Source organism: Nocardioides sp. (assembly GCF_030149505.1).
Taxonomy (GTDB): domain Bacteria; phylum Actinomycetota; class Actinomycetes; order Propionibacteriales; family Nocardioidaceae; genus Nocardioides.
Genome location: NZ_JASBRN010000020.1, coordinates 1 through 12,961, shown reverse-complemented (window position 1 = coordinate 12,961; position 12,961 = coordinate 1). Strand labels below are relative to the sequence as shown.

10 protein-coding genes are annotated in these 12,961 nt (G+C 70.7%); 9 read left to right on the top strand and 1 reads right to left on the bottom strand.

Annotated features, from left to right (window positions below):
* Nucleotide 1: 1 nt before the first annotated feature.
* From metH to Q1V71_RS03685, 5 genes are all read left to right on the top strand, one after another.
* Entirely contained in the window at nucleotides 2-3,730 is a 3,729-nt protein-coding gene (gene metH / locus Q1V71_RS03705) for a methionine synthase (protein WP_300640858.1), read from the top strand.
* Nucleotides 3,723-4,430, top strand: a complete 708-nt coding sequence (locus Q1V71_RS03700; protein ID WP_300640856.1) for an HAD family phosphatase — start codon at nucleotides 3,723-3,725, stop codon at nucleotides 4,428-4,430. The genes metH and Q1V71_RS03700 overlap by 8 nt, the downstream gene beginning before the upstream one ends.
* A 310-nt stretch (nucleotides 4,431-4,740) precedes the next feature.
* Nucleotides 4,741-5,157 carry a hypothetical protein gene (locus tag Q1V71_RS03695; RefSeq protein ID WP_300640855.1) on the top strand — a complete coding sequence of 139 codons (417 nt, stop codon included), beginning with the start codon at nucleotides 4,741-4,743 and terminating at the stop codon, nucleotides 5,155-5,157.
* Between the two features lie 17 nt (nucleotides 5,158-5,174).
* Nucleotides 5,175-6,539 (top strand): sensor histidine kinase, encoded by a 1,365-nt coding sequence (locus Q1V71_RS03690; protein WP_300640853.1) that lies wholly within the window; start codon nucleotides 5,175-5,177, stop codon nucleotides 6,537-6,539.
* Nucleotides 6,536-7,168 carry a response regulator transcription factor gene (locus tag Q1V71_RS03685; protein ID WP_300640851.1) on the top strand — a complete coding sequence of 211 codons (633 nt, stop codon included), beginning with the start codon at nucleotides 6,536-6,538 and terminating at the stop codon, nucleotides 7,166-7,168. The genes Q1V71_RS03690 and Q1V71_RS03685 overlap by 4 nt, the downstream gene beginning before the upstream one ends.
* Before the next feature lie 8 nt (nucleotides 7,169-7,176).
* Here Q1V71_RS03685 and Q1V71_RS03680 read toward each other — a convergent pair whose 3' ends face one another.
* Nucleotides 7,177-8,076 carry a PD-(D/E)XK nuclease family protein gene (locus Q1V71_RS03680; RefSeq protein ID WP_300640850.1) on the bottom strand — a complete coding sequence of 300 codons (900 nt, stop codon included), beginning with the start codon at nucleotides 8,074-8,076 and terminating at the stop codon, nucleotides 7,177-7,179.
* Between the two features lie 88 nt (nucleotides 8,077-8,164).
* Between Q1V71_RS03680 and Q1V71_RS03675 the strand changes: the two genes are divergently transcribed.
* From Q1V71_RS03675 to Q1V71_RS03660, 4 genes are all read left to right on the top strand, one after another.
* A complete protein-coding gene (locus tag Q1V71_RS03675; protein ID WP_300640848.1) occupies nucleotides 8,165-9,301 on the top strand; it encodes a site-2 protease family protein in 1,137 nt (378 codons plus the stop codon).
* Nucleotides 9,302-9,423: 122 nt separating this feature from the next.
* A complete protein-coding gene (locus Q1V71_RS03670; protein WP_300640846.1) occupies nucleotides 9,424-10,392 on the top strand; it encodes a tRNA (adenine-N1)-methyltransferase in 969 nt (322 codons plus the stop codon).
* A gap of 147 nt (nucleotides 10,393-10,539) precedes the next feature.
* Nucleotides 10,540-12,324 carry a proteasome ATPase gene (arc, locus tag Q1V71_RS03665; protein WP_300640844.1) on the top strand — a complete coding sequence of 595 codons (1,785 nt, stop codon included), beginning with the start codon at nucleotides 10,540-10,542 and terminating at the stop codon, nucleotides 12,322-12,324.
* 95 nt (nucleotides 12,325-12,419) lie between these two features.
* Nucleotides 12,420-12,961 (top strand): proteasome accessory factor PafA2 family protein (locus tag Q1V71_RS03660; protein ID WP_300640842.1); only part of this gene is annotated, 542 nt, incomplete at its 3' end.

Genomic DNA, 12,961 nt, shown 5'->3' with positions numbered 1-12,961 from the left:
CGTGAGCACCGACTGGCGCCCTGATGTCACCGACGAGCTGCGCCGTGTGCTGGCGGAGCGGATCCTGGTGATCGACGGCGCCATGGGCACCGCGATCCAGCGCGACCGTCCGGACGAGGCCGGCTACCGCGGCGAGCGGTTCAAGGACTGGACCGGCGAGGACCTCCAGGGCAACAACGACCTGCTGACGATCACCCAGCCGGCGATCATCGAGGGCATCCACCGCGAGTACCTCCTCGCCGGCGCCGACGTCATCGAGACCAACACCTTCAACGCCAACGCGATCTCGCTGGCCGACTACGGCCTCGAGGAGCTCGCCTACGAGCTCAACCTCGAGTCCGCCCGGCTGGCGCGTCGGGTGGCCGACGGGGTCGCCACGCCGGAGAAGCCGCGGTACGTCGCCGGCGCGCTCGGTCCCACGACCCGCACCGCCTCGATCAGCCCCGACGTCAACGACCCCGCGGCGCGCAACGTCACCTGGGACGACCTCGTGCCGGCGTACACCGACGCGATCCGGGGCCTGGTCGACGGGGGAGCGGACCTGCTCTTCGTCGAGACCATCTTCGACACCCTCAACGCCAAGGCCGCGATCTTCGCCCTGGAGACCTTCTTCGAGCAGGCCGGGCGCCGCTGGCCGGTCGTGATCTCCGGCACGATCACCGACGCCTCCGGCCGGACCCTGTCGGGCCAGACCACCGAGGCCTTCTGGAACTCCGTGCGCCACGCCCGACCGCTGGCGATCGGCCTCAACTGCGCGCTGGGGGCCCGCGAGATGCGGCCCTACGTCGCCGAGCTCTCCCGGATCGCCGACACATTCGTCTCGGCCTACCCCAACGCCGGACTGCCCAACGCCTTCGGCGAGTACGACGAGGTCGCCGAGCAGACCGCGGGCATCATCCGCGAGTTCGCCGAGTCCGGCCTGGTCAACCTGGTCGGTGGCTGCTGCGGCACCACGCCCGAGCACGTCGCGGCGATCGCCCGCACCGTGGAGGGCCTGGCTCCCCGCGAGGTCCCGACCGTCACGCCCGCGATGCGCCTGTCCGGCCTCGAGCCGTTCACCATCGACGCCGACAGCCTCTTCGTCAACGTCGGCGAGCGCACCAACATCACCGGGTCCGCGCGCTTCCGCAACCTGATCAAGGCCGGTGACTACGACACCGCCCTGTCGGTGGCCGCGCAGCAGGTGGAGAACGGCGCGCAGGTCATCGACGTCAACATGGACGAGGGCATGATCGACGGCGTCGCGGCCATGGACCGCTTCCTGCGCCTGGTCGCCTCCGAGCCCGACATCTCCCGGGTCCCGCTGATGGTCGACTCCTCCAAGTGGGAGGTCATCGAGGCCGGTCTCAAGACCGTCCAGGGCAAGCCGATCGTCAACTCGATCTCGATGAAGGAGGGCGAGGAGGCGTTCCTCGCCCAGGCGCGCCTGTGCCGCAAGTACGGCGCAGCCGCGGTCGTCATGGCCTTCGACGAGGACGGCCAGGCCGACAACCTCGAGCGCCGCAAGGCGATCTGCGAGCGCGCCTACCGGCTGCTCGTGGACGAGGCGGACTTCCCGCCCGAGGACATCGTCTTCGACCCCAACGTGTTCGCGGTCGCCACGGGCATCGAGGAGCACGCGTCCTACGGCCTGGACTTCATCGAGGCGACCCGCTGGATCAAGCAGAACCTGCCGGGTGCCAAGGTCTCCGGCGGCATCTCGAACGTCTCCTTCTCCTTCCGCGGCAACAACCCCGTGCGCGAGGCGATCCACGCCGTCTTCCTGTTCCACGCGATCCGCGCAGGCCTGGACATGGGCATCGTGAACGCCGGCGCCCTGGTGGTCTACGACGAGGTCGCGCCCGAGCTCCGGGAGCGGATCGAGGACGTCGTCCTCAACCGGCGCCCCGACGCGGCCGAGCGGCTGCTGGAGATCGCGGAGGCGCACAACCAGGCGGGCGAGCAGGCCGAGGCCGTCACCGAGGCCTGGCGCGAGCTGCCCGTGGCCGAGCGGGTCACCCACGCCCTGGTCAAGGGCATCGACGCCTTCGTCGAGGTCGACACCGAGGAGCTGCGCCGGGAGATCGACGCCCGCGGCGGCCGCCCGATCGAAGTCATCGAGGGCCCGCTCATGGACGGGATGGACGTCGTCGGCGACCTCTTCGGCTCCGGGAAGATGTTCCTCCCGCAGGTCGTGAAGTCGGCACGGGTCATGAAGAAGGCCGTCGCCTACCTCATCCCCTACATCGAGGAGGAGAAGCGGACCAACCCCGCCCTCGCCTCGCAGAAGGACACCAACGGCACGGTCGTGCTGGCCACGGTCAAGGGCGACGTCCACGACATCGGCAAGAACATCGTCGGGGTCGTGCTGGCCTGCAACAACTACGAGGTCGTCGACCTCGGCGTCATGGTGCCGGCCCAGAAGATCCTCGACGCCGCCCAGGAGGTCGGCGCCGACGTCATCGGCCTCTCCGGCCTCATCACGCCCTCGCTGGACGAGATGGTCGCCTTCGCCACCGAGATGCAGCGGCTCGGCATGGACATCCCGCTGCTGATCGGCGGGGCCACCACCTCGCGCGCCCACACCGCGGTCAAGGTCGACCGCAAGTACGACGGTCCCGTCGTCTGGGTCAAGGACGCCTCACGTTCGGTGCCGACGGTCTCCGCGCTGCTGAACCCCGAGCGCCGCAAGGCGCTCCTGGCGACCGTCCAGGAGGACTACGACGCGCTGAGGGCCCGGCACGCGGCCAAGAGCGACCGCCCGCAGCTCTCCTACGCCGACGCGGTCGCCAACGCCACGCCCGTCGACTGGACCGGCTACGTCCCTCCGGCACCCAAGACGCCCGGGGTGCACCTGCTCGAGGACTACGACCTGGCCGAGCTGCGGGAGTACATCGACTGGCAGCCGTTCTTCAACGCCTGGGAGATGAAGGGCAAGTTCCCCGACATCCTCAACAGCCCGAGCCACGGCGAGGCCGCGCGCAGGCTCTACGACGACGCCCAGCAGATGCTCGACACGATGATCGCCGAGAAGTGGGTGCGCGCGAACGGGGTCTACGGGCTCTGGCCCGCCAACGCTGACGGCGACGACGTCGTCGTGTGGGCCGACGACTCCCGCACCGACAGGCGCGCGGTCCTCCACCAGCTGCGCCAGCAGGGCCAGCACCGCGGCGGCATCCCCAACCGCTCGCTGGCCGACTACGTCGCGCCGGTCTCCACCGGCCTGGCCGACCACGTCGGCGGCTTCGCGGTGACCGCCGGCATCGGGCTCCCCGAGCGGGTCAAGGCCTTCCGTGACGACCTCGACGACTACAACGCGATCCTCGTCGAGGCGCTCGCGGACCGGCTCGCCGAGGCCTTCGCCGAGCGGCTGCACCAGCGGGTGCGCACCGAGTTCTGGGGCCACGACGCCGCGGAGACGCTCTCCAACGAGGACCTCATCGCCGAGAAGTACGCCGGCATCCGGCCCGCGCCGGGCTACCCCGCCTGCCCCGACCACACCGAGAAGCTCACCCTGTGGGACCTCATGGACGTCGAGTCGAGCACGGGCATCCGACTCACCGAGTCGATGGCGATGTGGCCCGGCGCGTCGGTCTCGGGGGTCTACTACAGCCACCCCGAGAGCCAGTACTTCGTCGTCGGCCGGCTCGGGCGCGACCAGGTGGCGGCGTACGCCGAGCGCAAGGGCTGGACGCTCGCCGAGGCCGAGAAGTGGCTCTCGCCCAACCTCGGCTACGACCCCGATGACTGAGCCGGCGCTCCAGCAGAAGGGCAACGGCGTGCCGGCGGCCGTCCTGTGGGACATGGACGGGACCCTCGTCGACACCGAGCCCTACTGGATCGCCACCGAGATGGCGATGGCGCAGAAGTACGGCGCCACGTGGACCCACGAGCAGGCACTGCAGCTCGTCGGCAACGACCTGCTGGAGTCCGGCCGGGTGATCAAGGGGGCCATGGGGCTGTCTCAGTCACCGGCCGAGGTCGTCGAGGAGCTGCTCGACGGCGTCGTCGCCCGGGTCGAGGAGGCGGTCCCGTGGCGACCCGGCGCGGTCGAGCTGCTCGCGGCGCTCGGCGAGGCCGAGGTCCCGTGCGCGCTGGTGACGATGTCCTACGAGCGGTTCGTCACCCCGATCCTGCGCCAGCTGCCGGCCGGCACCTTCCCGGTCGTCGTGACGGGGGAGAAGGTCTCCCGCGGCAAGCCGCACCCCGACCCCTACCTGACAGCGGCGGCGGCACTCGGCCTGGACCCCGCCGACTGTGTGGCCATCGAGGACTCCGGCACCGGTGCCACCTCGGCCGAGGCCGCCGGCTGCGCCGTGCTGGTCGTGGAGAACCACGTCCCGGTGCCCGACGGGCCGCGCCGGGTATTCCGCGACACCCTCGCCGGGCTCGGTCCCGCCGACCTGGCGGCGGTCCTCGCTGACGTACGCCGCGGCGTCGCCGCGTCCTGACGGCCCGTCGCGGCGGCGGGAATGACTACGCCGGGGACCCCGGGACGTAGTCACCGGTGCTACGACCACCGGGTACTGGCACTCGCCCTTTACCTTGACGCAGGATGGGACCACACAGGGCGGACCACCCGGTCCACAGCGGCGGACCGGGCGCCCTGGCCAGGCCCGACCTCGTCACCACAAGCGGCCTCCGGTCACCGGAGGTGATGGCGAGGCCGGGCACGGCTGTTTCCTTGGGTGCGCGGCGACTTCCGTGAGACCCTGGGGGCATCGACCGACCGACCGGCAGCAGGACCTCCAGAAGGGCACCATGGACCACCGCAGCACCACCCGAGTGGTCCACAGCCGTGCGCCGCGCATCCTGGCCGGACTCCTGGTGGCCACCTCAATGGTCCTTGTCGGACCTAGCGCCGTAGCCAAGGATGACTTTGAGGTCGCGAAGGAGCCCTGCAGAAAGACCAGTGACGTGAAACTGAGGGCCGAGGACGCCGGAAGCGGGGTGATCCAGGTTTCCGCTTCGGTCTTCAGCGAGGACGACGACACCTGGGACTGGAAGCTCAAGCACAACGGCGACGTTTCCTACAAGGGGACCGTCAAGGCGAAGGACGCAGACCGTTCCTTTCGGATCGTTAAGGAGATGGCCGACTTCTCAGGCCTCGACGAGATCGTCTTCCGCGCACAGAACAACGCGACCGGCGAGGTCTGCTCTCTCGCTGTGAACTACTGATAACTCACACTGATCCGGTGACGCCCGGTCGACTGATGATGAGCCGCCTGCTGCGCAGCCCGTTGACATTGTTTCTCGCTGTCAGCGTCGCGGTGGTGGTGATCATCTTCGTATCTACCAGCGCCTTGGCCGATCGGACCGCACGTGAGGTCATCCTCGACCAAGCCGAGTCCAACACGACGGTGCTCGCACAGACAGTCTTCGACGACCGCATCCCGACAGCCGTTCTGCGGGGGAAGACCAGTGCAATCGACCGATTCACGCAGAACTTCTCTGTGCGGACCTTCAAGGGCGAGGCGATCGAGTCCTTCGACATCCTGCGATCGGACGGCTTCCTGGCCTTCGACAGCACGGATCCAGGCGTTGCCGGTCGTCAGGAGATCTATCCCTTGACCACTGCAGAGCAAGAGGTGCTGCGCTCGGGTGCCGGAACCGTCTCGTCCTTCGCCGACCCGGACTCGCGCCGCAGCGAGGACCGACCGGGCGACGAGGCGGGCCTGGTCAAGATCTCCACGTACGTCGATGCCTCCTACCCTCTCAATCAGCGTGATATCCGAGACACGCGTGGACTCCCGACGACCGAGCCAGCTCTCTTTGTTGCGTATTGGCGACTCGAGGGTGTGGAGGCACGCCAGCAAGCGCTGTTGTCGTCTCTCCAAACCATCACACTGCTGCCACTATTGCTCCTGGTTGCCGTCTCCACCCTGATGCTGGGCGTGCTCAACGCCCAGGTCCGCCGCGGCAGCCGCGAGCGTGAGCGCCTGCTCCAGACGGCGATCGACGCCTCCGACGCCGAGCGACGACGGATCGCGCGCGACCTGCACGACGGCGTTGTCCAGGACCTCGCCGGGTCGGGCTTCGCGCTGTCGGGGGCTGCGCGGGACCCGAGCACGACCCCGGCGACCGCGCAGGTCCTGGACTCGGTGGGTGCCTCGCTGCGTGACAGCCTCAAGCAGATGCGCTCGCTGCTGGCGGAGATCCACCCGCCCGAGCTGCACGGCCGCGGGCTCGAGACCGCGCTCGAGGACCTGATCGCCCCGGCGGCCGCCGCCGGCATCCACGCCTCGGTGAGCGTCTCAGGGGTCGAGAACGCCTCGGATCCCGAGGTCGCCCTGGTGTGGCGGGTCGCCCAGGAGGCGGTCCGCAACGCCACCCGGCACTCCGGCGCCTCCACCCTGGCCGTCACCGTCCGCGGTGACGAGGAGCAGCTGCTGCTCGAGGTGGTCGACGACGGGGTCGGCTTCGACACCACAGCACCCAGCGAGCCCGACCGGTTCGGGCTGCGCGGGCTCCGCAGCCTGGTGCGCGACGTCGGTGGTGAGTTGGACGTCACGTCCGCGGTGGGTGAAGGTACGTCGGTGCGGATGGCGGTACGACGATGAGCGAGCACTCGGGCACGACCCGGGTCGTCCTCGTCGACGACCACGCGGTGATCCGGGCCGGTCTGGCCCAGCTGATCGCCACCGCCGACGACATCGAGGTCGTGGGGCAGGCAGCCGACGGAGCGACCGCCGTTGAGCAGGCGAGGGCGCTCAAGCCCGACGTGGTGCTGATGGACCTGCAGATGCCCGGCGTCGACGGCGTGAGCGCGACCCGCGAGATCGTCGCGGCCGGGCTGGGCGTCGACGTGCTGGTGCTGACGTCGTACTCCGACAACGAGCGGATCCTCGACGCGCTGGACGCCGGCGCGGTGGGCTACCTGCTCAAGGACGCCGACCCCGACGACGTGCTGACCGGCATCCGCGCGGTCTCGCGCGGGGAGTCCCCGATCCACCCGAAGGCCGCCCGCGCCCTGCTGGGTGCGCGCTCGGCCGGTGGGCGCCCGCAGCTCACCGCCCGCGAGGTCGAGGTGCTGACCCTGGTGCGCGACGGGCTGGCCAACAAGCAGATCGCCAAGCGGCTGGAGATCAGCGAGCGGACCGTCAAGGCGCACCTGACCAGCGCCTTCTCGCGGATCGGTGTCTCCGACCGGACGCAGGCAGCGCTCTGGGCGCAGCGCAACGGTCTCTGACCGGAGCCTCAGGTCGCGGAGGGCTCCGGCAGCGGCGGGGGAGTGCCGCCCCACGCCGGGCAGAGCGCCTGGTGGGCGCACCACGAGCACAGCGGACCCCGGCTGGGCCGCCAGTCCTGCTCGACGGTCGCCCGGTTGATCGCCTCCCAGACTGCCTGCACCTTGCGCTCGGTCGCCAGCAGGTCGTGCTCGTCGGGGACGTAGCGCAGCACCTCGCCACTGCCGAGGTAGACCAGCTGCAACATCGCCGGCACCACGCCCCGCGTGCGCCAGAGCACCAGCCCGTAGAACTTCATCTGGAACAGTGCCTTGGCCTCGAACTGCGGTCCGGGTGCGCGCCCGGTCTTGTAGTCCACGACCCGGATCGCGCCGTCGGGCGCGACGTCCACCCGGTCGACGAAGCCGCGCAGGAGCAGTCGGCTCTCCAACAGCCACTCGACGTAGAGCTCGCGCTCGGCCGGCTCGAGCCGGGTGGGGTCCTCGAGGGTGAAGTAGCGCTCCAGCACCGTGCGGCACGAGGCCCACCAGCGCTCGGCGTCGACGCCGGACTCCTCCTCCAGCAGCGCGCCCAGCCCGGGCTCGGCCTCCACCAGCCGGCGCCACGCCGGCTCCAGCATCTGCTCGGCGCGCACGGCGGTGCGCTCGACGGCAGGCAGGTCGAAGAGGTCCTCCAGCACCTTGTGCACGACGGTGCCGCGCACGGCGTCGGGCGACAACGGCTCGGGGAGCTTGTCGATGGTGCGGAAGCGGTAGAGCAGGGGGCAGGTCATGAAGTCCCCGGCCCGGCTGGGGGAGAGCGCACCCACGACCTCGACGCCGTCGACCGGGGTCGAGTGCCGCTCCGCGGGGCTGGCGCCCGCGGCGAGGGTGCCCGGGACGGGGGTCTCCAGCGAGGGGGCCGTGCTCATGCCCCGAACGGTAGGCGACCGTGCCGACAGCCAACGGTCACCACACCTGGGACGGCGGCCGGGACCAGGCCTCGGATAGCCTCGCCGCGTGGACGAGAGACCGCCCGCGGCCCCGCGCCCGCCCGGCACCTTCAAGGTCGGCACCGTCGCCGGCAGCGACGTGCTCGTGAGCGGCTCGTGGTTCGTCGTGGCCGCGCTGATCGCGGTGATCATGGCTCCGCTGGTCGAGCAGGTCGAGCCCGGCCTGGGTGCGCTGCGCTACGTCGCGGGTCTGGCCTTCGCCGTGCTGCTCTACGGCTCGGTGCTGCTGCACGAGGCCTCGCACGCGGTCGCGGCCAAGCGCCTGGGCTACCCCGTCACCTCGATCACGCTGCACTTCCTGGGCGGCATGACCTCCATCGAGGGTGAGGCCAAGCGCCCGCGCGAGGAGTTCGTGATCGCCGTCGTGGGTCCGCTGACCTCGATCGCGGTCGGGCTGGCCGCGCTCGCACTCCTCCCGGTCACCCCCGACGGGCTGCTCCAGCTGGCGGTGGAGGGCCTGGCCGGCGCCAACCTGCTCGTCGGCGTCCTCAACCTCGTGCCCGGCCTGCCGCTGGACGGCGGCCGCGTGCTCAAGGCCGGCGTCTGGGGTGTCACCGGCAGCGTCGTGCGCGGCACCGTCGTCGCCGGGTGGGGCGGACGTCTGGCGGCGGTGGCCGTGCTCTGCTGGCCGCTGCTCCAGGAGTCGGTGCTCGGCACGCGGCCGGACGTCATCGACTTCCTCCTCGCCCTCGTCATCGCCGCGTTCCTGTGGGCCGGCGCCACCGCGGCGATGGCCTCGGCGCGGCTGCGCAGTCGCCTCCCGCAGCTCGTGGCGCGCGACCTCGCCCGCCGCACCCTCGCCGTCCCCGGCGACCTCCCCCTCGCCGAGGCCGTACGCCGGGCCCAGGACGCCCAGGCGGGCGGGATCGTCACCACCCAGCACGACGGGTCGCCGGCCGGGCTGGTCAGCGAGGCCGCACTGCTGGCGACCCCGGAGGACCGTCGCCCGTGGGTGCCGACCTCCAGCGTCGCCCGCACCCTCGAGCACGGGCTGCGGCTGCCGGTCGACATCCGCGGCGAGGACCTCGTGCGGGCCCTGACCCGCACCCCGGCCGCGGAGTACCTCCTCGTCGAGCCGGACGGGTCGGTCTACGGCGTGCTCACCACCGAGGACGTCGACCGCGCGTTCCGCGCTACGCGCTGAGGGTTCCGCGCCACCCGCTGAGCGTTCCGCGCGACGCGCTGGGCCGGCCGCCCGGTCCGGTGGGCCAGCACCGCGCGAGCGCCGACTCGCCGCCCGTGGCGCCGCCGGTCTAGGGTTCCGCCGTGCCTGAGAACGAGCCCCTGCCCGACGTACCCCAGGAGGCCTGGTCCGGCGTCCACCGTGGTCCGCTGCGCGCGGGCGAGTGGGTCCGGCTGCTCGACGGCAAGGGACGCAAGCACAACTTCGCGCTCGAGGCCGGCAAGAAGTTCTTCTCCAACCGCGGCCACCTCGACCACGACGAGCTGATCGGACGCGAGGAGGGCTTCACCGTCACCACCTCCGGCGGCGGGGACTACCTCGTCTTCCGCCCGCTGCTCTCGGAGTTCGTGGTCTCGATGCCGCGCGGCGCCGCGGTGATCTACCCCAAGGACGCCGCCCAGATCGTCGCGATGGCCGACATCTTCCCCGGCGCGCGGGTCGTCGAGGCCGGCGTGGGCTCCGGTGCGCTGACCTGCTCGCTGCTGCGCGCCGTCGGCCCGCACGGCCGGGTGTCGTCGTACGAGCGGCGCGAGGAGTTCGCCGAGGTCGCGCGCAAGAACGTCGACCAGTTCTTCTCCGCGCCCGAGGGCACGACCCACCCGGCGTGGACCCTGACCCTGGGCGACCTCGCGGAGGCACTGCCCGCCTCCGGCGAGCGCTGCGACCGGATCATCCTCGACATGCTCGCGCCCTGGGAGTGCCTGGACGCGGCGGCCGACGCCCTCGTGCCCGGCGGGATCGTCTGCGCCTACGTCGCGACCACCACGCAGCTCTCGCGTTTCGTCGAGACCGTGCGGGTGCACGGCGGTTTCACCGAGCCGCACGCCTGGGAGTCCCTGGTGCGCGACTGGCACGTGGAGGGGCTCGCCGTGCGCCCGGACCACAAGATGATCGGCCACACCGCGTTCCTCGTCACCGCGCGCCGGATGGCGCCGGGGGAGAAGCCCCCGCGCAAGACCCGCCGACCCGCACCGGGCGCCTACGGCCCCGACTACACGGGCCCCCGTCCGGCCGGCGCACCGCAGGATCCGGCCGACGCTGCCGATCAGTAGACCGGAGGGGTCCGCAGGGCCGACGGGCCACTGACCCGGCCTTCGACCGGCAGCGACGCGCCGGTGACCGAATCGTGACCGACATCGTCCGCTCACCCCTACCGTGCGTGGTCGGAGTGAGTAGGGTCGCAACGAGGAGGTGCTCTGATGTCGACATCCGATGGCAGGTCACGTGAAGGTTCCCCCGAGGACGCTGGGCGCAGCGCCGAGGAGCTGATGAACCAGGTGCGCTTCCTGGAGGCCGAGGTCACCGACCTGCGGCGCCGCCTGAGCGACGCGCCCGGCTCCCACCGCACCGTCGAGCTCCGGCTCGCCGACGCCCAGCGCTCGCTGGCGGCCGTCACCAGCCAGAACGAGCGGCTCGCCCAGACCCTGCGCGAGGCGCGCGACCAGATCACCAAGCTCAAGGAGGAGGTCGACCGGCTCGCCCAGCCCCCGGCCGGCTTCGGCACCTTCCTGCAACGCAACGACGACGACTCGGTCGACGTGTTCACCGGAGGCCGCAAGCTGCGGGTCAACGTGAGTCCCGAGGTCGACCTCGACACCCTGCGCCGTGGCCAGGAGGTCATGCTCAACGAGGCCCTCAACGTGGTCGCGGCCATGGAGTTCGAGCAGGTCGGAGAGGTCGTGATGTTCAAGGAGCTGCTCGCCGACGGCGAGCGGGCCCTGGTCATCGCCAACGCCGACGAGGAGAAGGTCGTCCGGCTGGCCCAGCCGCTGCGCGAGGAGACGATCCGCGCCGGTGACTCCCTGCTGCTCGACTCCCGCGCGGGCTACGTCTACGAGAAGGTCCCGAAGTCCGAGGTCGAGGAGCTCGTCCTCGAGGAGGTCCCGGACATCGCCTACGAGTCGATCGGTGGCCTCGGTGGCCAGATCGAGGCGATCCAGGACGCCGTCGAGCTGCCCTACCTCTACCCCGAGCTCTTCAAGGAGCACCAGCTCAAGCCGCCCAAGGGCGTGCTGCTCTACGGCCCTCCGGGCTGCGGCAAGACGCTGATCGCCAAGGCGGTCGCCAACAGCCTCGCCAAGAAGGTGGCGGCCAAGACGGGCCAGGAGGGGCTGGGTCCTGAGAGCAGGGCCTACTTCCTCAACATCAAGGGCCCCGAGCTGCTCAACAAGTACGTCGGCGAGACCGAGCGCCACATCCGGCTCGTCTTCCAGCGGGCCCGCGAGAAGGCCTCGGCCGGCACGCCGGTCATCGTGTTCTTCGACGAGATGGACTCGCTGTTCCGCACCCGCGGCACCGGTGTCTCCTCCGACGTGGAGAACACCATCGTCCCGCAGCTGCTGAGCGAGATCGACGGCGTGGAGCTGCTCGAGAACGTGCTGGTCATCGGCGCCTCCAACCGCGAGGACATGATCGACCCCGCCATCCTGCGTCCCGGTCGCCTGGACGTGAAGATCAAGATCGAGCGCCCCGACGCCGAGGCCGCCCGCGACATCTTCAGCAAGTACCTCACCCCCGACCTGCCGCTGCACGCCGAGGACCTCGCCGAGTTCGGCGACGACCGGCAGGCCTGCGTCGAGGGCATGATCCGGGCCACCGTCGAGCGGATGTACGCCGAGACCGACGAGAACCGCTTCCTCGAGGTCACCTACGCCAACGGCGACAAGGAGGTCCTCTACTTCAAGGACTTCAACTCCGGCGCGATGCTGCAGAACATCGTCGACCGCGCGAAGAAGATGGCGATCAAGGACTGGCTGGACCACCAGCAGAAGGGTCTGCGGGTCAGCCACCTGCTGCAGGCGTGCGTGGACGAGTTCAAGGAGAACGAGGACCTGCCCAACACGACCAACCCCGACGACTGGGCCCGCATCTCCGGCAAGAAGGGCGAGCGGATCGTGTTCATCCGCACGCTCGTCACCGGCAAGCAGGGCACCGAGCCCGGCCGCTCCATCGACACGGTGTCGAACACGGGTCAGTACCTGTGATCACGGCCGCTCTGCGGCCTTGATCAGGCGGTCGTCGAGCCTGTCGAGACGGAGGGTGACGTGCGCGCAAACCCGTCCCCACTAGGGTTCACTGCATGACCGTGCGTCGCATCATGGGCACCGAGACCGAGTTCGGGATCTCGGTGGTGGGCCAGCCGCATGCGAACCCGATGGTGGCGAGCACCCGGCTGGTCAACGCCTACGCGAGCGCCGAGCTGCACGTGCGCCGGGCGCGGTGGGACTTCGAGGAGGAGTCGCCGCTGCGGGACGCGCGCGGCTTCGACATGGCTCGCGAGGTCGCCGACCCCAGCCAGCTGACCGACGAGGACCTCGGCCTGGCCAACGTCATCCTCACCAACGGCGCCCGCCTGTACGTCGACCACGCCCACCCGGAGTACTCCGCTCCCGAGGTCACCGACCCGATGGACGCGGTCATCTGGGACAAGGCCGGCGAACGCGTCATGGAGGCCGCGGCCCGCTACGTCGCCAGCGTCCCGGGCGCGGCCAGGCTGCAGCTGTACAAGAACAACGTCGACGGCAAGGGCGCGTCGTACGGCACGCACGAGAACTATCTGATGAGCCGGCAGACGCCGTTCAACTCGGTGATCGCCGGGCTGACGCCGTTCTTCGTGTCCCG

Excerpts from the sequence above, each read along its gene's own strand:
- Q1V71_RS03700 (WP_300640856.1), top strand. The coding sequence starts at position 3,723 with ATGACTGAGCCGGCGCTCCAGCAGAAGGGCAACGGCGTGCCGGCGGCC.
- Q1V71_RS03695 (WP_300640855.1), top strand. The coding sequence starts at position 4,741 with ATGGACCACCGCAGCACCACCCGAGTGGTCCACAGCCGTGCGCCGCGC.
- Q1V71_RS03685 (WP_300640851.1), top strand. The coding sequence starts at position 6,536 with ATGAGCGAGCACTCGGGCACGACCCGGGTCGTCCTCGTCGACGACCAC.
- Q1V71_RS03680 (WP_300640850.1), bottom strand. The coding sequence starts at position 8,076 with ATGAGCACGGCCCCCTCGCTGGAGACCCCCGTCCCGGGCACCCTCGCC.
- arc (WP_300640844.1), top strand. The coding sequence starts at position 10,540 with ATGTCGACATCCGATGGCAGGTCACGTGAAGGTTCCCCCGAGGACGCT.